The following is a 19,218-nucleotide window of genomic DNA, read 5'->3' as shown; positions in this document are numbered from 1 at the left end:
CTTCGGTTCCGAGCGCCGAATCACTCCGCGGCGCCGTCCCGGACGCGCCGGATCCGGGCCGCCCGATGCAGAACGCGCGACAATTCCTCGATCGAATAGGGCTTTTGCACGAGATCGAAGCCGGCCACGCCGTCTTGTGACAGCGCCTGGCTGTAGCCCGTGGTCAGCACGACCGGCACGTCGATGCCGCGGTCGCGGATGGCCTGCGCCAGATCCAGCCCGGTCATCCCGGGCATGACGACGTCCGAGAACACGACGTCGAAGCGATCGGCGTCGATGACCAGCTCGGCGAGCGCGTCGGTGGCGTTGTCGACCAGCGTGATGCTGTAGCCGAGCTCGGTGAGACCATCGGCGGCGAAATTGGCAAGCTCGATATTGTCCTCGACCACCAGCACCGACATGCCGCTGCCGGCCACCGCCGGCGCCGTGTTGGGCGCCTGCCGCTGCGGCAGCAGGTCCGCCGCCACGCGCGGCAGGTAGAGCGAGAAGGTGCTGCCCTGTCCCACTTCGCTCGTGACCGTCACCTCGCCGCCGGACTGCCGGGCGAAGCCGAACACCTGGGACAGGCCGAGGCCGGTGCCGTGGCCGACCTGCTTGGTGGTGAAGAACGGCTCGAAGATGCGCCCCAATCGGGCGGCGGGAATGCCGATGCCGGTGTCGCTGACGGTCACGCTGATGAAGCCATGGTGTCCCGGGATCCGGCCGTCCGGGGCGCCAGCCAGCGTGTCCGGAACGGTCGTCGCGGCCTCGACCTTGAGGGTGATCCGGCCCTTGCCTTGCATCGCATCGCGCGCGTTGGTCGCCATGTTGATCAGCGCCGTCTCGAACTGGCCGGCATCGGCACGGACCAGGCAGGGCTCCGCGGGCAGGCGCATGGCGATCTCGATGGCCGGCCCCAGCAGGGGCGCGAGCATGTCGTGCAGCGCCTGCATCCGTTCGCCGACGTCGAACACCTCCGGCTTCAGGGTCTGACGCCGCGCAAAGGCGAGCAGCTGCGAGGTCAGCTTGGCCGCGCGGGCCACGGCGTCTGCAATGGCGGTGATGTAGCGCTGGCGCCGCTCCTCCGTCAGTTGCGGCCGGTTCAACAGGTCGACCGAGGCGCGGATCACCGTCAGCAAATTGTTGAAATCATGCGCGACCCCGCCGGTGAGCTGCCCGAGCGCCTCCAGGCGCTGGCTGTGCTTGAGGGCCTCCTCGGCCTCACGCCGCTTTGCGGCTTCGGCCTGAAGGTGCTGGGTGCGCCGCAATGCCAGCGCCAGCAACAGAAACAGAAGTGCGGTGGCGGGAATGCCAAATACAAGATGCTGGCCGATGGTGGCGAACCAGCGTGCGCGGATCGCCGAGGTTTCGAGCCCGGCGCTGACATAGATCGGGTATTCCGAGACGCGTCGGTAGCCGATGCGACGCTCGATCCCGTCCGACGGCCAGGCGACGGTGATGAGGCCGTGCTCGGGGCGCGCCGCGATTTCCCGGCCGACCGATCCGGTCGGATCGAGCCGAAGGTCGCGGTCGAGCCGCGGGAAATGCGCAAGCAGCACGCCGTCGGTGCGTCCCATCGCGAAGAAGCTGCCGGCATCCGAGCCGATGCGCGCATAGAAACTGTCGAAATATTCGGGGAGGACCGAGGCCTGGATCACCCCGATGAAGCTGCCGTCGTCGGAGTCGCGGCGGCGGCTCACCCCGAAGAAGCGCGCGCCCTGATAGGGCGGACGGGGTGTCAGGGCCGTGCCGATGAACGTGCCGATGCTCTGGTCGATGTGGGCATAGAAGTAATTGCGGTCCGCAAAGCTCAACTCCGGCGGCGGCGAGGCGAGGCTGTTGACCAGCGCTTTTCCGTCCGCGTCGAAGATCCAGGCCGATTTGAGCTGTGGCAGCGAATCGGTCAGCCGCTTCAAGCGGCGATGCAGCGCTGGCTCGCGGGCGCGGATGGTGTCGTCGGGCAGGCCGCGGACCACCTCGTTGAGCTCGGCAAGGCTGCGATCGATGGTCTCGAACACCTTGAGCGCGTGCTCATGCACAACGTCGAGCGTGCGCTCGATCTCCCGGTCGGCGATATCGCGGGTCGATGTGTAGGAGATCGTTGCGGCGATGGCGAACAGAGCAATCGGCAGCGCCAGGGATGCCGCCATCATCCACTGCAACAGTCTCAGCGAGTTGCGTTGCGCCCTCTGCACAGTCGCTCCGTCCCTGAGGGGAGCTTAACTGAATCTGGCGCGGGGAAGGAAGCAGCTTATGCTGGAACCGATGGTTGCGATCTAAAAATTTGCCCGCACAGCGGGTCGGAGAGAATTCTCCTCGAATTGGAAAATTCTACTCGAATTGACTGCGATCTCAGAATGTCCCGGCCGGTCTGGCCGGGACGCAAAGCATGACCCGTCTCAGATCTGCCGTTCGACCATCTTGAGCTTGAGCTCGGCGATGGCTTCCGCGGGGTTCAGTCCCTTCGGGCAGGCCTTGGCGCAGTTCATGATGGTGTGGCAGCGATAGAGCCGGAACGGGTCCTCGAGATTGTCGAGCCGCTCGCCGGTCGCTTCATCCCGCGAGTCGGACACCCAGCGGTTGGCCTGGAGCAGGGCGGCGGGGCCGAGATAGCGGTCGCTGTTCCACCAATAGCTCGGGCAGGAGGTCGAGCAGCAGGCGCACAGGATGCACTCGTAGAGGCCGTCGAGCTTCTCGCGGTCCTCGTGGGTCTGGCGCCATTCCTTCTGCGGCGTCGGCGAGGTCGTCTTCAGCCACGGCTCGACCGACGCATATTGCGCGTAGAAATTGGTGAGGTCGGGGACGAGGTCCTTCACGACCGGCTGGTGCGGCAGCGGGTTGATCTTCACCGCGCCGTCCTTCACGTCGTGCATCGAGCGGGTGCAGGCCAGTGTGTTCTGGCCGTCGATGTTCATCGCGCAGGAGCCGCAGACGCCTTCGCGGCAGGAGCGGCGGAAGGTCAGCGACGGGTCGATGTTGTTCTTGATCCAGATCAGGCCGTCCAGCACCATCGGACCGCAATCATGGGTGTCGACGTAATAGGTGTCGACACTCGGATTCTTGCCGTCGTCCGGATTCCAGCGATAGACGCGAAACTCGCGAACCTCGGTCGCGCCCGCGGGCTTCGGCCAGGTCTTGCCGCCGGAAATCTTGGAGTTCTTCGGAAGTGCGAATTCAACCATAAGTCCTGCCTCTGGTTTCTTCCGTCATGCGTGGGCTTGACCCGCGCATCCATCTTTAAAGGATGGATCGCCGGGTCAAGCCCGGCAATGACAAGCAATGATCAATACACGCGCGCTTTGGGCGGGATGTACTGCACGTCGTTGGTCATGGTGTAGTCGTGAACCGGACGGTACTCGATCTTGACCTTGCCGGCATCGTCCAGCCAGGCCAGCGTGTGCTTCATCCAGTTCTTGTCGTCGCGCTCGGAGAAGTCCTCGCGCGCATGGGCGCCGCGGCTCTCGGTGCGGTTGGCGGCCGAGTTCATCGTCACCACCGCCTGCGAGATCAGATTGTCGAATTCCAGCGTCTCGACGAGGTCCGAATTCCACACCAGCGAGCGGTCGGACACGGCGATGTCGGTGATGCCGCTGTGGACCTTCTCGATCAGGTTCTGGCCTTCGCTCAGGATGTCGCCGGTGCGGAACACCGCGCAATTGTTCTGCATCACGTGCTGCATGCCTTCGCGCAGTTTTGCGGTCGGCGTGCCGCCGGAGGCGTAGCGGTAATGGTCGAGGCGGCCGAGCGCGAGCTCGGACGAGTTCGCCGGCAGCTCGGGCTGCTTGGCGTTCGGGGTGAGCTTTTCGGCGAGGCGGAGCGCCGCGGCGCGACCGAACACGACGAGGTCGATCAGCGAGTTGGAGCCGAGGCGGTTGGCGCCGTGCACGGAGACGCAGGCGGCTTCGCCGATCGCCATCAGGCCGGGGATGATCGCGTTGTCGTCGCCGTCCTTCTTGGTCAGGACTTCGCCGTGATAGTTCGTGGGGATGCCGCCCATGTTGTAGTGCACGGTCGGCACGATCGGGATCGGCTCGCGCGTCACGTCGACATTGGCGAAGATCTTTGCCGATTCGGAGATGCCCGGAAGCCGTTCGGCCAACACCGCGGGATCGAGATGGTCGAGGTGCAGGAAGATGTGGTCCTTCTTCTTGCCGACGCCGCGTCCTTCACGGATCTCGATGGTCATCGCGCGCGAGACGACGTCGCGCGAGGCGAGGTCCTTGGCCGACGGCGCATAGCGCTCCATGAAACGCTCGCCTTCGGAGTTGACGAGATAGCCGCCTTCGCCGCGCGCGCCTTCCGTGACGAGACAGCCCGAGCCGTAGATGCCGGTCGGGTGGAACTGCACGAACTCCATGTCCTGCATCGGCAGGCCGGCGCGCAGCACCATGCCGCCGCCGTCACCGGTGCAGGTGTGCGCGGAGGTGCAGGAGGCGTAGGCGCGGCCGTAGCCGCCGGTCGCCAGGATCACGGTCTGGGCACGGAAGCGGTGCAGCGTGCCGTCATCGAGCTTGAGCGCGATGACGCCGCGGCAGGTGCCCTGGTCGTCCATGATCAGGTCGATGGCGAAGAACTCGATGAAGAACTCGGCCGCGTGGCGCAGCGACTGGCCGTACATCGTGTGCAGCATGGCGTGACCGGTGCGGTCGGCGGCGGCGCAGGTGCGCTGCGCCTGGCCCTTGCCGTAATCCATGGTCATGCCGCCGAACGGGCGCTGGTAGATCTTGCCGTCCTCGGTGCGCGAGAACGGCACGCCCCAATGCTCGAGCTCGTAGACCGCCTCGGGCGCATTGCGCACCATGTATTCGATCGCGTCCTGGTCGCCGAGCCAGTCCGACCCCTTCACGGTGTCGTACATGTGCCAGCGCCAGTCGTCCTTGTGCATGTTGCCGAGCGAAGCGGAGATGCCGCCCTGCGCCGCGACCGTGTGCGAGCGGGTCGGAAACACTTTCGTGATGCAGGCGGTACGAAGACCCGCCTCGCCGCAGCCGACCACGGCGCGCAGGCCGGCGCCGCCGGCGCCGACCACGACGACGTCATAGGTGTGGTCTTCGATCGGGTAGGCCTTGCCGTTGGTGGCGGGAGCGCCGTTGCCCTTGCCATTCGTCTCGTTGGCCATGGGTTACACTCCGGATGAAAGTTTGAGGATCGCGTAGGTCGAGGCGAGCGCCACGGCGATCGAGAAGAAGTTGTTGAGCATAACCGCGGTGAGCTTCAGCTTCTCGTTATGGACGTAGTCCTCGATCACCACCTGCATGCCGATCTTCATGTGCCAGGCGCTGGCGAAAATGAAGAGGAGCAGGATCACCGCGACGGGAATGGAGCTCAGAGTCTGCGCAGCGTAGACCTGATTGCGACCGAGCAGCATCATGATGATCACCAGCCCCGGGATCATCAGCAGCGTCATGGCGACGCCGGTGATGCGCTGGCGCCAGAAATCGGACGTGCCGGAATGCGCGGCGCCAAGATTGCGGACGCGGCCGAGCGGGGTGCGCATGCTGCGCTTTGGCGTATCGGTCCCGCTCATCGTCCGCCTCCGATCGCATAGGCGATGATCCAGACCAGCACCGTCAACGCGATGCCGCCGATCAGCGCGCCCCAGGTCAGTGCTTCCCGCTCATTGGCCTTGAAGCCGTAGCCGAGATCCCAGATGAAATGCCGGATGCCACTGAGCATATGGTGCATCAGCGCCCAGGTGTAGCCGAACACGATCAGCCGGCCGATGATGCTGCCGGCGAAGGCCTGGACGTGGGCATAGGCGGCCGGGCCGGAGGCCGCGGCAACCAGCCACCAGACCAGCAGCAGGGTTCCGACATAGAGGGCAATGCCGGTGGCGCGATGGACGATGGACAGGGCCATCGTCAGCGTCCAACGGTACACTTGCATGTGTGGCGAGAGCGGTCGTTCGATCCGTGCGGTCATGGGCTTTGATGTTGTATGGCGGCCCAGCAGGGGGGCGCGCGGGGATCGGAAAGGTCGGCTCTATTTACGGAGTCGATTTCGCCGGCGCAATCACCAATTCGCCATAAATCGAACGGCGGTTCAGCTCTAGAGCCTTGATGTAACAAGGCCAATCGGGGGCTTGGTATACCAGAGCCCGAGTCCGCCAAGCAATTACTGATTGATAATTCATTTCTTGTGGGCCGCTGAGGCACATTGAAATTACTATTGGAACGCCTCTAAGCGAACGGGCTGGCACGTCGTTCGAGCCTGCGAGTTCATGACGACGGAAGCGGCCTCCACCAACTCCACTGCCGTCGCCAATTCCGCCATGCGCACCGATTTTCCGTGCGACGGCGGATATGCGCAGCCTGCATCCCACCCAAGACGGCCGACGCGGCGTGTCGACCCGCCAAGTCAGATCTCCTACAGCTGGACCAGCAGCCGAATCCGAGCGGACCTTTCGGAGGTGCTGCCGGGGCAGGCCGGGTGATTGCAGGTCTTGATATCAAGGAGATCATCGAGCTCGCGCTGTTGCTGATCGCAACGGGCGCGCTTTCGGGATTTCTGGCCGGCGTGTTCGGCATCGGCGGCGGCGCGATTCTGGTGCCCGTGCTCTACGAATGTTTCCGCATCGTTGGCGTGCCCCTGGAGGTGCGGATGCCGCTCTGCATCGGCACCTCGCTTGCCATCATCATCCCGACCTCGCTTCGCTCGTTCCAGGCGCATTACCGGCGCGGCGCCGTCGACATGACGATCCTCCGCCTCTGGTGGCTGCCGATCGTCCTCGGCGTCATCGCCGGCAGCGTGGTGGCACGCTACGCGCCGGAGCGGCTGTTCAAGATCGTCTTCGTCTGTGTCGCCTACGCCGCTGCGGCGCGGCTGATCTTCGCGCGCGAGGCCTGGAAGCTCGGTGGTGACATGCCCAAGGGATTGTTGATGCGCGCCTACGGCTTCTGCGTCGGCATCCTCTCGACCTTGATGGGCATCGGCGGCGGCCTGTTCTCCAATCTCCTGATGACCTTCTACGGCCGCCCGATCCACCAGGCGGTCGCGACCTCGTCGGCGCTGGCGGTGCTGATCTCGATCCCCGGCGCGCTCGGCTACATCTATGCCGGCTGGCCGGCGGCGGCGACCTATCCAGCGGTCGCAGCGCTGCAAATCCCGTTCGCACTCGGCTACGTCTCGCTGATCGGCGCCGTGCTGGTGATGCCCATGAGTCTTGTGACGGCGCCGCTCGGCGTGAGAGCCGCGCATGCGATGTCGAAGAGGACGCTGGAAGTGGCGTTCGGATGTTATCTGTTTATCGTCGGCAGCCGGTTCGTGATGAGCTTGGTTGGTGGGTTGTGAGGGTTTGAGGCAAACACGCACACCACATACGCGGTGTCATTGCCCGCGAAGGCGGGCAATCCAGTATTCCAGAGACAGCAGTGATTAAGCCGAGAGGCTGCGGCGTACTGGATGCCCCGGTCAAGCCGGGGCATGACAGCGCGCTGTTTGGATGCTCCTCGTCGCAAGAATTCGCACGACGAGTCCCCCTCATTTCTTCGCGTAGATATCCTTGTACATATCCCGCAGCACGTTCTTCTGCACCTTGCCCATGGTGTTGCGCGGCAGCTCGTCGACGACGAAGACGCGCTTGGGCATCTTGAATTTGGCGAGGCGTCCGTCGAGGCCTCTCAGCACGGCCGCTTCGTCAATGCTTGCGCCGGGCTGGCGCACCAGGACGGCGGTGACGCCCTCGCCGAAATCGGCATGGGGCACGCCGATCACGGCGGATTCGATCACGCCAGGCATGGCGTCGATCTCGCTCTCGATCTCCTTGGGATAGACGTTGAAGCCGCCGGAAATGACGAGATCCTTGCCGCGGCCGAGAATGTGGACGTAGCCCTTGGCGTCGATCTTGCCGAGATCGCCGGTGATGAAGAAGCCGTCGTCGCGGAATTCGGCCTTGGTCTTCTCCGGCATGCGCCAATAGCCCTTGAAGACGTTCGGGCCCTTCACCTCGATCACGCCGATGTCTTCGCGAGGCAGCTCTTTCCCGGTCTCGGGCTCGGTCACGCGCACAGCGACGCCGGGCAGGGGAAAGCCGACGGCGCCGGGCACGCGCTCGCCGTCGTAGGGGTTCGAGGTGTTCATGTTGGTCTCGGTCATGCCGTAGCGCTCGAGCACGGCATGGCCGGTGCGCGCCGACCATTCGCGGTGGGTCTCCGCCAGCAGCGGTGCCGAGCCCGAAATGAACAGCCGCATGTGCTTCGTGGTGTCGCGCGACAGCGCGGGATTTTGCAGAAGTCGCGTGTAGAAGGTCGGCACGCCCATCAGCACGGTGGCGCGCGCCATCAGCCTGATGATCAGATCCGGATCGAGCTTCGGCAGGAAGATCATCGACGCCCGCGCGAACAACGTCACGTTGGTCGCAACGAACAGGCCGTGGGTGTGATAGATCGGCAGCGCGTGGATCAGCACGTCCTTGTCGGTGAAGCGCCAATAGCCGACGAGCGAGAGCGAGTTCGACGCGAGATTGTCGTGGCTGAGCATCGCGCCCTTGGAGCGGCCTGTGGTGCCGGACGTGTAGAGGATCGCGGCGAGATCGTCATTTGCCCGCGCCACGGTCGCGAACTGGCTGCTCGCCTTGTCGGCGGCGTCCGTCAGCGAGCCTTTGCCGTCAGGCCCAAGCGTCTCGACCTTGGCCTTCACCTTGGCAGCGATCGGGGCGAGCCCTTCCGCCTTCGAGGGATCGCAGACCACAAGCGACGGCTCGGCATCGCCGATGAAGTAATCGAGCTCGTTCAGCGTGTAGGCTGTGTTGAGTGGCAAATAGACTGCGCCGGCCCGCACCGTGCCGAGATACAGCACGATGTTGGCGACGGACTTTTCGACCTGCACCGCGACGCGGTCGCCCGGCTTCACGCCGCGCGCGACCAGCACATTCGCCATTTGCCCCGCTCGCGCGATCAAATCGCCATAGCTGATATGGGCGCCGTCATGCGTCTCGATCGCGAGGCGCTTGGGATCGTCCAGGCCGTCGAACAGGCGGGAAAACAGGTTGGCGTTGGCAGCTGGGTTCATGCAAGATTTCCTCGACCGCAGGGACTTGTACAACAAGGCTTGTTGGACAAGGCCGGTCAAAACCGAGGGCTGGATTAGCAAAAACCGCCCCGATGAAGCAACGGAGACAGTTTGCATGACCAAGAACGGGAAACGCGTGGCCTGGGTGACGGGCGGGGGCAGCGGGATCGGAGAGGCCGGCGCCGAGGCGCTGGCTGCCGATGGCTGGACGGTGGTGGTGTCCGGCCGGCGGCAGGACGCCCTGGATACCGTGGTTGCGAAGATCAGCAAGTCCGGCGGGGCGGCCGAGGCCATTGCGCTGGACGTATCCAACGCCAGTGCGGCCCAGAAGGCCGCCGATCAGATCGTCGCAAAGCACGGCCGCATCGACCTCTTGGTCAACAATGCCGGCATCAATGTCCCCAAGCGCAGCTGGAAGGATATGGAACTGGACGGCTGGGACAGGTTGGTCCAGGTCAATCTCAATGGCGTGCTCTACTGCATGCGCGCGGTGCTGCCGACGATGCGCAAGCAGCAGGACGGCGCGATCATCAACGTCTCGTCCTGGGCCGGCCGCCACGTTTCGAAGATGCCGGGCCCGGCCTACACCACCACCAAGCATGCGGTGCTGGCGCTGACCCATTCCTTCAACATGGACGAATGCGTCAACGGCCTGCGCGCCTGCTGCCTGATGCCGGGCGAGGTGGCGACGCCGATCCTGAAGCTGCGCCCGGTGGTGCCGAGCGAGGATGAGCAGGCCAGAATGCTGCAATCCGAAGATTTGGGACGCACCATCGCGTTCATCGCGAGCATGCCGGCGCGCGTTTGCATCAACGAAGTCCTGATCAGCCCGACCCACAATCGCGGTTTCATCCAGACGCCGCACAACAGGGATTGAGACGGTACTGTCTCAACGGGCTCACGGCCGTGGGCAAAGGCGCGAAGCGCCGTGCCCACCATCTCTCTCCGCATTTGCGTTTGGTGGGCACACTGCGCTTTGCCCGCCCTACGGCATCGTTTGCTTGGTGCACGTTCGCACACACGAACATCCCCGCGCATAGTTTCACGCATCACAAAGAATTTTTCCCCGAAACCGCACCGCGAACCCTCCCGTAGTTCGGTCCAACGACGGCACTGCTGCATCATCTCACACTGTCGCAGTCGCCGTTGTTGCCCCAACCCAACACCGGCCATCGCCGGTACCAATTCAATCGGGAGACTTTCCATGTCGAAGCGCATTGCCTACCTCGCTGCCGCCGCCTTCAGCGCCCTGGCCATCACCGCGACCGTCGTCGCGCCTGTGAGCGCCGAGGAAAGGACCGTCATGGTCGGCGGCGCCGCGATGTTCCCGTCCAAGAACATCGTCCAGAACGCGGTCAACTCGAAGGACCACACCACGCTGGTCGCGGCGGTGAAGGCGGCGGGCCTGGTCCCGACGCTCGAAAGCAAGGGTCCGTTCACGGTGTTCGCGCCGACCAACGCCGCCTTCGGCAAGCTGCCGGCCGGCACCGTCGACAATCTGGTCAAGCCCGAGAACAAGGCCACGCTGACCAAGATTCTCACCTACCATGTCGTGCCCGGCAAGCTCGAGGCTTCCGACCTCACCGAGGGCAAGAAGCTGAAGACCGCCGAGGGCGAGGAACTGACGGTCAAGAAGATGGACGGCAAGACCTGGATCGTCGATGCCAAGGGCGGCACCTCGATGGTGACGATCTCCAACGTCAACCAGTCCAACGGCGTCATCCATGTGGTCGACACCGTGCTGATGCCGGCGACGTAACACCGCCCGCCCCTGTTTCATCCCCCGAACAGGGTGCTTCGAGACGGCGAGCCGGGGGTGCCCGGCTCGCTTTATTGTGACCACTATAGCCTGACGGCATCGATTCGATGGCGAGCAGGGCGTAACGAAAGCCGCAGCATCGGCGTATAATTGCTGTCAGACGACATTCAGGACGGAACCATCATGTCGAGCCTCACAGTCACCGACGAACAGGTCAGGGCCATCAAGGCCAAAGTGATCCAGCCGGCATGGGTCCGGATCATGCACTGGGTCAACGCGCTTGCCATGATCCTGATGATCCTGTCGGGCTGGCAGATCTACAACGCCTCGCCGCTGTTCGGCTTCAGTTTTCCGCGCGAGTATACGCTGGGTGGCTGGCTCGGAGGCGGCCTGCTCTGGCATTTCGCGGCGATGTGGCTCTTGATGATCAACGGCCTCGCCTATCTCGTCACGGGCTTTGCCACCGGCCGCTTCGCTAAGAAGCTGTTCCCGATCACCCCGGCAGGCGTGCTCCACGACGTCAGGGCGGCGCTGACGTTCAAGCTCGGCCATGACGATCTCACCGTTTACAATTACGTGCAGCGCCTGCTCTACGCTGGCATCATCGTGGTCGGCGTGCTGATCGTGCTCACGGGGCTCGGCATGTGGAAGCCGGTGCAGCTCTATTACCTCGTCGCACTGTTCGGCGATTATCCGACCGCGCGCTACATCCACTTCTTCTGCATGGCTGCGATCTGCGCATTCCTCGTCATCCACGTCCTGCTCGCGCTGCTGGTGCCGAAGAGCCTGCGCGCCATGATCACCGGTTGCTGAGGAGGACAACATGGCGAAGCGTTCATTCCTGATCCCCGGCGTCGACAAGCGGCTCCTGATCAAGGACTCCATCAAGACGATGCCTGACGTCACCCGCCGCCGCTTCATCGCGGGCGGCGCCAGTCTCGGCGCCCTGACGCTGCTGACCGGCTGCGACGTCGTCGACTCCTCCTCGGCCGAGGAGATGCTGAAGCAGGTGTCGAAGTTCAACGACGCGGTGCAGGCCTTCATCTTCAATCCCGACGCGCTGGCGCCGACCTTCCCCGAAAGCGCGATCACAAAACCGTTCCCGTTCAACGCCTATTACGATCTCGACGACGCGCCCGACGTGAGCGGTGCCGACTGGAAGCTCGAGGTGCGAGGTCTCGTCGACAACAAGAAGTCCTGGACGCTGGACGAGCTGTACAAGCTGCCGCAGGTCACGCAAATCACGCGCCATATCTGCGTCGAAGGTTGGAGCGCGATCGGCAGCTGGACCGGCACGCCCTTGCGCGATTTCCTCAAGCTGATCGGCGCCGACACCCGTGCCAAATACGTCTGGTTCCAGTGCGCCGACAAGGACGGCTACAACTCGCCTTTGGACATGCGCAGCGCGCTGCATCCGCAGACGCAGATGACGTTCAAATATGCGAACGAGATTTTGCCGCGCGCCTACGGTTTCCCGATGAAGATCCGCGTGCCCACGAAACTCGGCTTCAAGAACCCGAAATACGTAGTGTCGATGGAAGTCACCAACGACTACAAGGGCGGCTATTGGGAAGACCAGGGCTATAATTCGTTCAGCGGGAGCTAGCCGCGCTGCCGTAGGGTGGGCAAAGCGAAGCGTGCCCACGCATTCCATCCGTCATGAAGAAAACGTGGGCACGGCGCTGTGCGCCTTTGCCCACCCTACGGCACCGGTTATCTGGCCGGCCCCACCTTCCGCTGACAAAGCGCCGCTGCAGCCCCCAGCGCCAGCAGCGCCGCCGATACATTCAGCGCGTAACTCAAGCTCCCCAGCGCGTCCGTGATCGCGCCGACCACGATCGGGCCGAGCGTCTGGCCGACGCCGAACGAGATCGTCATCGCCGCGATCGCGGTCGGCCACATCTCCGGCGGATAGTTGAAGCGCACGAAGGCGGTGGTCGAGCCGACCACGGCGAAGAAGGCGACGCCGAACACCAGCGCGGAGACCGCGAGCCAGGCCGGCGAATGTCCGAGCATCGGCAGGGCCGCACCCAGCGCGTTGGTGCCGAGGATGATGGCGGTGGCAAGCCCGCCGCGATCGAGCGCCAGCACGCCGCGCCAGGCCCAGGGCGTTGCAAAGGCGGACAGGCCGATCAGGCTCCAGAACGCCGCCTGCGCCGCGGCCCCGCCGCCACTGTCGCGCACATAGGCGATCATGAAGGTCATGTAGGCGATGTAGCCGGCGCCGAACAGGAAATAGCCGGCGAGGTAAATCAGCACGGGCAGAATCGCGAACGATCCGTTACCGCCTTCGGAGAAGCGGACGCTGCTCTCGATGCGGATCAGGAACAGCGGGATCGTCATCGCGACGGACAGCAGCGTCAGCGCCCACCAGACGATCCACCACGAGCCCGGGCCGAAATATTGCAGCGTGAACGGGGCGATCACCCCCGAGGACAGAATGCCGATGCCGGGCCCGGCATAGAACAGGCTCAGCAGGAAATTGGCCCGCTCGGGGCGTGACTGGGCGATGGTCGCAGCCAGCGTGCCGCCGGCGACGAAGCCGGCTGCGGCGCCGAGACCCAGCACCAGGCGCGCCAGGCTCAGCGCAACGAAATTCCCCGTCAGCGCGCAGGTGGCGAGTGCGGCGACGCAGGCCAAAGTTCCCAAGCGGATTGCCGCCGCCCAGCCGACCCACTGGATCAGGCGGGACGCCACGAGCGCGCCCACGAGATAGCCGACGGCATTGATGGTGTTCATGAATCCGGCCGCCGAGTAGGACCAGCCGAGGTCCTCCCGCATGTCCGGCAGCACCAGGGCGTAGGCAAAGCGGCCGATGCCGAGCCCGACGGTGGCGGCCAGCGACAGGGTCAGGATCAGCCGCGCGGGATGTGCCTGTAGCGGGGGGCGGTCAGGGGCGTGCAAGGGAGGTACTCCGGCGGATCGCAGTGTGGCAGGCCCCGCCCGCCTTGCACAGCCGCGCGGCGGCAATGGTGTCTTGCCAAGCGCGCAACGCCGCTCTAGCACTCCGGCCGAAATTCGATCTCAGAGGAAACGACCATGGCGACCCACAAACTGCTGCTGCTTCCCGGCGACGGTATCGGCCCCGAGGTGATGGGCGAGGTGAAGCGGCTGATCGACTGGCTCAATTCGGCCGGGATCGCCAAGTTCGAGACGGATAGCGGCCTCGTCGGGGGCTCCGCCTATGACGCGCACAAGGTGTCGATCTCCGAGGGCGACATGGCCAAGGCGCTGGCCGCCGACGCCATCATCTTCGGTGCGGTCGGCGGCCCGAAGTGGGATGCCGTCCCTTACGAGGTGCGCCCGGAAGCCGGCCTGCTGCGCCTGCGCAAGGATCTCGCCTTGTTCGCGAACCTGCGTCCCGCGGTGTGCTACCCGGCGCTGGCCGAGGCCTCGAGCCTGAAGCGCGAGGCGGTCGAGGGCCTCGACATCATGATCGTGCGCGAGCTCACCGGCGGCGTCTATTTCGGCGAGCCCAAGACCATCACCGATCTCGGCAACGGCCAGAAGCGCGCTGTCGATACCCAGGTCTACGACACCTATGAGATCGAGCGCATCGGCCGCGTCGCCTTCGAGCTTGCCAGGAAGCGCAAGAACAAGGTGACGTCGATGGAGAAGCGCAACGTCATGAAGTCGGGCGTGCTCTGGAACGAGGTCATGACTCAGGTCCACAAGCGGGAATATCCCGATGTCACGCTCGAACATCAGCTCGCCGATTCCGGCGGCATGATGCTGGTGAAATGGCCGAAGCAGTTCGACGTCATCGTCACCGACAATCTGTTCGGCGACATGCTGTCCGACATCGCGGCGATGCTGACGGGATCGCTCGGCATGCTGCCCTCGGCCTCGCTCGGCGAGGTCGACGTCAAGAGCAAGAAGCGCAAGGCGCTGTATGAGCCCGTGCACGGCTCGGCGCCCGACATCGCAGGCCAGGGCCTCGCCAATCCCATTGCGATGATCTCGTCCTTCGGCATGGCGCTGCGCTATTCCTTCGACATGGGCGCGCTGGCCGACAAGGTCGACGCCGCGATCGCCGCGGTGCTCGCCAGCGGCCTGCGCACCGCCGACATCAAGTCGGAGGGCGCCACCGCCGTCTCGACCACGCAGATGGGCGAGGCGATCCTGAAGGAATTGCAGAAGCTGCACGCTTAAGGCGGGCACCGCTCTCGTAGGGTGGGCAAAGCGAAGCGTGCCCACCAAACGGTTGTGATCAGAGAGAGATGGTGGGCACGGCGCGTTGCGCCTTTGACCACCCTACGGCACCTGCTCTCGGAGTTACTTCATGGATGCCTCACCCCGCCCCAAGGTCGCGGAAACATTCATCCATGAAACGGCGCGCTTGCGCGAGGCGCAGATCGGGCGCCGCTGCGAGATCCTTAGCCATACCCGCATCGAATATGCCTCGCTCGGCGACTACTCCTATCTCGGCGAGAATTGCGAGGTCGCCGACGCCGCCATCGGCAAGTTCACGGCGATCGCCAATTCGGTGCGGATCGGCGCGCCGAACCATCCGATGGGCCGGCCGTCGCAACATCGCTTCACCTATGTCCCGGAATATTACGAGGCGAGCGTGACGCGCGACCGCGACTTCTTCGCAGACCGCCGCGGCGACCGCGTGACCGTCGGCAACGACGTTTGGATCGGCCACGCCGCGATCGTGCTGCCAGGTGTCACCGTCGGCGACGGTGCGGTGATCGGCGCGGGCGCGGTCGTCAGCCGTGATGTCGAACCCTACACCATCGTCGGCGGCGTTCCGGCGCGTGCGATCCGCAAGCGCTTCGACGAGTCCGTTGCGGCAAGCCTGCGCCGCATCGCCTGGTGGGATTGGCCGGATGCGCTCATCTTCGAGCGCCTCGGCGATTTTCGCTCCGAGGCGATCGACGAATTTTGCCGGCGCTACGACCCGGCAGCGAATTCGTAAAGCGGCTCTCGCACAAACAACAGGAATCGTAGGGTGGGCAAAGCGAAGCGTGCCCACGCATTTTTCGCGATCGAGGGAGATGGTGGGCACGGCGCAAGAGCGCCTTTGCCCACCCTACGGCACCTCTCGAAACGAGAATGGCCGGGCGTGAGCCCGGCCATTTTGATTCGAGTAGCCTCGTCCGCCTCAGTACAGCGGGAAATTCTGCGGGTAGCCGCCGACATCCTGCGGCGGCGAGAGCGGCTGGCGGTCGATCGGGCGGTTGAGATTCTCGCGGGCGAAGGACGGATAGCCCACGGCCGGCGGGAAGGCGTAGTCGGAGAACTTGCGGTCGCCCGGATTGACCTCGGTGCCGCCGTCGAGCCAGGAGCGCTTGCTGACATAGATGCGGGTGCGGCCCTGCTGGTACACGGAGTTGGGACCGCTCGGGCCGTAATAGTGCCGGCCGCGCTCGTCATAGCGTTTGGTCTTGTTGTCGGCCGAGGCCGGCGTCGCCAAACCGATGACAGAGGACATGGCAATCACGGCGCCCGCTGCAAACAAGGTCGCCAATTTGGCAGAGAATTTCGAGCTCATCACGTCCCCTTCAAGCGGCGCACCGCCAGTCGATCACACCCCATACTAGCCCGGCCGGGGTGAGCGCAACTAGGTCTATTGGGTCACACCAGCTCGGAATAATCGTGCGCGCCGGCAAAAGTTGCATCAATACCAGCCACTTGAGGCTGGTGCGGACTACAGCGCCCCGCGCAATTGAGCGTTCGCGGCGCCCAGCAGCCAGTCCGGTGAGCCCGCGAGGTCGCAAGCACGGCGCTTCAGCTCGGCATGGGCGAACAGGTCCGCCAGCTTCGGCTCGTTGCCCGAGGTCAGCAGCGTCAGCCGGTTGAGCGTACAGGCGATGGCCGCGCGCTGGGCGGGCAGGGTGTCGCCCTGGCAGGAGAAGCCGGAGATTTGCAGCGCGGGCTCCTCGCTGCGCTTGAGGTAGCCGAGGCATGCCCGCGCTCCCTCCGCTGCGACCGGCCGGAACAGGGCGACGGGGCCGAATTTGGTCCCGATCAGCCCGGCTTGCTCGAGCGCGCTGGCCGCGCCCAGGCCCATCTGGGCGGCGAGGTCCGCGGTTGCCGGACGTGTGACGTCGAATTCGCCGCCTTCCCGGTAAATATCGAGCTCGGCCAGAACCTGGTCAGCGTCGCCGGTCCAGCGCATGACGTCCCTGCGGCCGCCTTCGGGATGCCTGAGGATGGTGTAAGAGACTGTTTTTTCTGATGAATCGAGCTTGCTGAGGGCGAAGCCCGGACGTGAGCGGTCGGCCACGCTCCAGCCCGGCCTCGGCGCCGGCTCATTGTCGCGCCAATCAGGCAGCTGGCCGAGCGCGGCAAGGCCGAGGATGCAAAGCAGGGCGAGTGCCCCCACATAAGCGAACAGGCGCGCGAGCGTGCCGACGACCTCGTCGGCGAAGGCTGCAAGCGCCAGATGGATCTGGGTGGGGCTAACGGCCGTGCTGGCCTCAGGCGACTGCATCCACGTCCCTAAGGCATGGTCCAACGTTGTCTTGAGGCCGGTTCTCGCATAGAAGCGCTGCTCTTCCTGTTTAAGCGTCAGCTTCAGGAACGGGCTTTTTCATCGGAGAGTGAACGATGGGTTACAAAGTCGCAGTCGTCGGCGCGACCGGCAATGTCGGACGGGAAATGCTCAACATTCTGGATGAGCGCAAATTCCCGGCGGACGAGGTCGTGGCCCTGGCGTCACGCCGCAGCGTCGGCGTCGAGGTCTCCTATGGCGACCGCACCCTGAAGTGCAAGGCGCTCGAGCACTATGACTTCTCCGACGTCGACATCTGCCTGATGTCGGCGGGCGGCGAGGTGTCGAAGGAATGGTCGCCGAAGATCGGCGCCGCCGGCGCCGTCGTGATCGACAATTCCTCGGCCTGGCGCATGGACCCCGACGTGCCGTTGATCGTGCCGGAGGTGAACGCAGGCGCGACCGAAGGCTTCAAGAAGAAGAACATCATCGCCAATCCGAACTGCTCGACCGCGCAGCTCGTGGTCGCGCTGAAGCCGTTGCACGAGAAGGCGACCATCAAGCGCGTGGTGGTCTCGACCTATCAATCGGTGTCGGGCGCCGGCAAGGACGGCATGGACGAGTTGTTCTCGCAGACCAAGGCCGTCTACACCAATGACGAGCTGATCGCGAAGAAATTCCCCAAGCGCATCGCCTTCAACGTCATCCCCCACATCGACGTCTTCATGGAGGACGGCTACACCAAGGAAGAGTGGAAGATGATGGCGGAGACCAAGAAGATTCTTGATCCCAAGATCAAGCTCTCCGCCACCTGCGTGCGCGTGCCCGTCTTCGTCGGTCACTCCGAGGCCGTCAACATCGAGTTCGAGAATCCGATCAGCGCGGACGAAGCCCGCGACATCCTGCGCAAGGCGCCCGGCTGCCTCGTCATCGACAAGCAGGAGCCCGGCGGCTACGCCACGCCGTATGAAGCCGCCGGCGAGGACGCGACGTATATCAGCCGCATCCGCGAGGACGCGACGGTGGAGAACGGCCTCGTGCTGTGGTGCGTGTCGGACAACCTGCGCAAGGGCGCCGCGCTGAATGCGATCCAGATCGCGGAAGTGCTGATCAACCGCAAGCTGATCAGCGCGAAGAAGCAGGCGGCGTAACTCCGCTGCCGTAGGGTGGGCAAAGGCGCAAAGCGCCGTGCCCACCATCTCTTCATGATTACGAACGAATGGTGGGCACGCTTCGCTTTGCCCACCCTACGAATTCAAGCCGAGCCGCGAGGGGCCTGCTCCACACTTCGCGCGTTCCGAAATTCCTTGCTCGCCTTGTCCAGCACGAACAGCGATCCCTCCGCGACGCCGAAATAGGCGCCGTGGGTCTGCATCTGGCCGCTCTCCACGGCCTTGCGCACGAACGGGAAGGTCATCAGGTTTTCGAGGCTGCGGAACACCGCGGCCTTCTCGATGCGCTCGACGAACTGCGCCATCGTTTCGTGCTCGCGCTGCTCGACCACCTCGCCCGGCTTGATGAACATCTGCATCCATTTGCCGATGAAGTCGCCCGGCGTGAGCGGCTCGATCTTGTCGACGAAGGCACGGATGCCGCCGCATTGCGCGTGGCCGAGTACCACGATGTGCTTCACCTTCAACACCGTCACGGCATATTCGAGTGCGGCCGAGACGCCATGTGCGTTCTCGTCGGGCTGATAGGTCGGCACCAGATTGGCGATGTTGCGGACCACGAACAACTCGCCCGGACCGACGTCGAAGATCACCTCGGGCGAGACGCGGCTGTCGCAGCACCCGATCACCATCACCGGGGGCGACTGCCCCTTCACCGAGAGTTCGCGGTAGCGGTTCTGCTCGGTCGGCAGCCGCTGGGTGGCGAAGGCCCTGTAGCCTTCCAGCAAATGCTCTGGGAATACGATCATGGCCTATGCCTAAACATATACCGTCGGGGCGAACAAGCCTTTCGAATAGGCAGGCCAGGTGCTATCGCCTCCGGTCAAGAGCCCGTTTGAGGAAACCGGAAGGAACGCTTG

Annotated in this window: 18 protein-coding genes; 8 read left to right on the top strand and 10 right to left on the bottom strand. The window is 64.4% G+C overall.

The features are described from left to right. Positions 1–20: 20 nt before the first annotated feature. From IVB26_RS38135 to sdhC, 5 genes are all read right to left on the bottom strand, one after another. Positions 21–2,174 carry a hybrid sensor histidine kinase/response regulator gene (locus tag IVB26_RS38135; RefSeq protein WP_247969971.1) on the bottom strand — a complete coding sequence of 718 codons (2,154 nt, stop codon included), beginning with the start codon at positions 2,172–2,174 and terminating at the stop codon, positions 21–23. Between the two features lie 204 nt (positions 2,175–2,378). Next, a complete protein-coding gene (locus IVB26_RS38130) occupies positions 2,379–3,161 on the bottom strand; it encodes a succinate dehydrogenase iron-sulfur subunit (protein WP_247969970.1) in 783 nt (260 codons plus the stop codon). Between the two features lie 101 nt (positions 3,162–3,262). Then, positions 3,263–5,098: a succinate dehydrogenase flavoprotein subunit gene (sdhA, locus tag IVB26_RS38125; protein ID WP_247969969.1), complete on the bottom strand. Its 1,836-nt coding sequence runs from the start codon at positions 5,096–5,098 to the stop codon at positions 3,263–3,265. A gap of 3 nt (positions 5,099–5,101) precedes the next feature. Next, the gene (gene sdhD, locus IVB26_RS38120) at positions 5,102–5,506 is read right to left on the bottom strand and encodes a succinate dehydrogenase, hydrophobic membrane anchor protein (protein ID WP_247316609.1); all 405 of its coding nucleotides are present in this window, start codon (positions 5,504–5,506) and stop codon (positions 5,102–5,104) included. Next, positions 5,503–5,901, bottom strand: a complete 399-nt coding sequence (gene sdhC, locus IVB26_RS38115) for a succinate dehydrogenase, cytochrome b556 subunit (protein WP_247006393.1) — start codon at positions 5,899–5,901, stop codon at positions 5,503–5,505. The genes sdhD and sdhC overlap by 4 nt, the downstream gene beginning before the upstream one ends. A gap of 507 nt (positions 5,902–6,408) precedes the next feature. Between sdhC and IVB26_RS38110 the strand changes: the two genes are divergently transcribed. Continuing rightward, positions 6,409–7,269 carry a sulfite exporter TauE/SafE family protein gene (locus tag IVB26_RS38110; protein ID WP_247969968.1) on the top strand — a complete coding sequence of 287 codons (861 nt, stop codon included), beginning with the start codon at positions 6,409–6,411 and terminating at the stop codon, positions 7,267–7,269. A gap of 189 nt (positions 7,270–7,458) precedes the next feature. On the opposite strand, the gene IVB26_RS38105 is transcribed toward IVB26_RS38110, so the two are convergent. Continuing rightward, positions 7,459–8,988 (bottom strand): malonate--CoA ligase, encoded by a 1,530-nt coding sequence (locus tag IVB26_RS38105; protein WP_247969967.1) that lies wholly within the window; start codon positions 8,986–8,988, stop codon positions 7,459–7,461. Positions 8,989–9,103: 115 nt separating this feature from the next. On the opposite strand from IVB26_RS38105, the gene IVB26_RS38100 reads away from it, so the two are divergent. From IVB26_RS38100 to IVB26_RS38085, 4 genes are all read left to right on the top strand, one after another. Continuing rightward, positions 9,104–9,865, top strand: coding sequence for an SDR family oxidoreductase (locus IVB26_RS38100; RefSeq protein WP_247969966.1), 762 nt, complete (start codon positions 9,104–9,106; stop codon positions 9,863–9,865). 327 nt (positions 9,866–10,192) lie between these two features. Beyond that, a complete protein-coding gene (locus tag IVB26_RS38095) occupies positions 10,193–10,747 on the top strand; it encodes a fasciclin domain-containing protein (RefSeq protein ID WP_247969965.1) in 555 nt (184 codons plus the stop codon). Between the two features lie 183 nt (positions 10,748–10,930). Beyond that, entirely contained in the window at positions 10,931–11,560 is a 630-nt protein-coding gene (locus IVB26_RS38090; RefSeq protein ID WP_247969964.1) for a cytochrome b/b6 domain-containing protein, read from the top strand. A 10-nt stretch (positions 11,561–11,570) separates the two neighbouring features. Further along, the gene (locus tag IVB26_RS38085) at positions 11,571–12,353 is read left to right on the top strand and encodes a molybdopterin-binding protein (RefSeq protein ID WP_247969963.1); all 783 of its coding nucleotides are present in this window, start codon (positions 11,571–11,573) and stop codon (positions 12,351–12,353) included. 107 nt (positions 12,354–12,460) lie between these two features. Here IVB26_RS38085 and IVB26_RS38080 read toward each other — a convergent pair whose 3' ends face one another. After that, positions 12,461–13,651, bottom strand: a complete 1,191-nt coding sequence (locus tag IVB26_RS38080) for a YbfB/YjiJ family MFS transporter (protein ID WP_247969962.1) — start codon at positions 13,649–13,651, stop codon at positions 12,461–12,463. A 135-nt stretch (positions 13,652–13,786) separates the two neighbouring features. Between IVB26_RS38080 and leuB the strand changes: the two genes are divergently transcribed. Then, complete coding sequence (gene leuB, locus IVB26_RS38075; protein ID WP_247969961.1) at positions 13,787–14,899, top strand: 3-isopropylmalate dehydrogenase; 1,113 nt, start codon at positions 13,787–13,789, stop codon at positions 14,897–14,899. Between the two features lie 130 nt (positions 14,900–15,029). Then, complete coding sequence (locus IVB26_RS38070) at positions 15,030–15,668, top strand: DapH/DapD/GlmU-related protein (RefSeq protein ID WP_247969960.1); 639 nt, start codon at positions 15,030–15,032, stop codon at positions 15,666–15,668. Between the two features lie 186 nt (positions 15,669–15,854). On the opposite strand, the gene IVB26_RS38065 is transcribed toward IVB26_RS38070, so the two are convergent. Then, positions 15,855–16,244 (bottom strand): hypothetical protein, encoded by a 390-nt coding sequence (locus IVB26_RS38065; RefSeq protein ID WP_246919902.1) that lies wholly within the window; start codon positions 16,242–16,244, stop codon positions 15,855–15,857. A gap of 156 nt (positions 16,245–16,400) precedes the next feature. Next, positions 16,401–17,186, bottom strand: a complete 786-nt coding sequence (locus IVB26_RS38060; RefSeq protein WP_247969959.1) for a hypothetical protein — start codon at positions 17,184–17,186, stop codon at positions 16,401–16,403. 116 nt (positions 17,187–17,302) lie between these two features. Between IVB26_RS38060 and IVB26_RS38055 the strand changes: the two genes are divergently transcribed. After that, positions 17,303–18,337, top strand: a complete 1,035-nt coding sequence (locus IVB26_RS38055; protein WP_247969958.1) for an aspartate-semialdehyde dehydrogenase — start codon at positions 17,303–17,305, stop codon at positions 18,335–18,337. A 104-nt stretch (positions 18,338–18,441) separates the two neighbouring features. Here IVB26_RS38055 and IVB26_RS38050 read toward each other — a convergent pair whose 3' ends face one another. Next, positions 18,442–19,107 carry a carbonic anhydrase gene (locus IVB26_RS38050; protein WP_247969957.1) on the bottom strand — a complete coding sequence of 222 codons (666 nt, stop codon included), beginning with the start codon at positions 19,105–19,107 and terminating at the stop codon, positions 18,442–18,444. Between the last annotated feature and the right edge of the window lie 111 nt (positions 19,108–19,218).

Origin of the sequence: Bradyrhizobium sp. 195 (assembly GCF_023101665.1) — a bacterium.
Lineage (GTDB): Bacteria > Pseudomonadota > Alphaproteobacteria > Rhizobiales > Xanthobacteraceae > Bradyrhizobium.
Note: the sequence above shows the minus strand (reverse complement) of the source record. Positions and strands in the feature narration are given on the sequence as shown.

Bases quoted from the DNA above. Each gene is read 5' to 3' on its own strand.
- IVB26_RS38130 (WP_247969970.1), bottom strand. From the start codon at position 3,161: ATGGTTGAATTCGCACTTCCGAAGAACTCCAAGATTTCCGGCGGCAAG.
- IVB26_RS38085 (WP_247969963.1), top strand. From the start codon at position 11,571: ATGGCGAAGCGTTCATTCCTGATCCCCGGCGTCGACAAGCGGCTCCTG.
- IVB26_RS38090 (WP_247969964.1), top strand. From the start codon at position 10,931: ATGTCGAGCCTCACAGTCACCGACGAACAGGTCAGGGCCATCAAGGCC.
- IVB26_RS38060 (WP_247969959.1), bottom strand. From the start codon at position 17,186: ATGCAGTCGCCTGAGGCCAGCACGGCCGTTAGCCCCACCCAGATCCAT.
- sdhA (WP_247969969.1), bottom strand. From the start codon at position 5,098: ATGGCCAACGAGACGAATGGCAAGGGCAACGGCGCTCCCGCCACCAAC.
- IVB26_RS38050 (WP_247969957.1), bottom strand. From the start codon at position 19,107: ATGATCGTATTCCCAGAGCATTTGCTGGAAGGCTACAGGGCCTTCGCC.
- IVB26_RS38055 (WP_247969958.1), top strand. From the start codon at position 17,303: ATGGGTTACAAAGTCGCAGTCGTCGGCGCGACCGGCAATGTCGGACGG.
- IVB26_RS38105 (WP_247969967.1), bottom strand. From the start codon at position 8,988: ATGAACCCAGCTGCCAACGCCAACCTGTTTTCCCGCCTGTTCGACGGC.
- leuB (WP_247969961.1), top strand. From the start codon at position 13,787: ATGGCGACCCACAAACTGCTGCTGCTTCCCGGCGACGGTATCGGCCCC.
- IVB26_RS38095 (WP_247969965.1), top strand. From the start codon at position 10,193: ATGTCGAAGCGCATTGCCTACCTCGCTGCCGCCGCCTTCAGCGCCCTG.
- sdhC (WP_247006393.1), bottom strand. From the start codon at position 5,901: ATGACCGCACGGATCGAACGACCGCTCTCGCCACACATGCAAGTGTAC.
- sdhD (WP_247316609.1), bottom strand. From the start codon at position 5,506: ATGAGCGGGACCGATACGCCAAAGCGCAGCATGCGCACCCCGCTCGGC.
- IVB26_RS38100 (WP_247969966.1), top strand. From the start codon at position 9,104: ATGACCAAGAACGGGAAACGCGTGGCCTGGGTGACGGGCGGGGGCAGC.
- IVB26_RS38065 (WP_246919902.1), bottom strand. From the start codon at position 16,244: ATGAGCTCGAAATTCTCTGCCAAATTGGCGACCTTGTTTGCAGCGGGC.
- IVB26_RS38070 (WP_247969960.1), top strand. From the start codon at position 15,030: ATGGATGCCTCACCCCGCCCCAAGGTCGCGGAAACATTCATCCATGAA.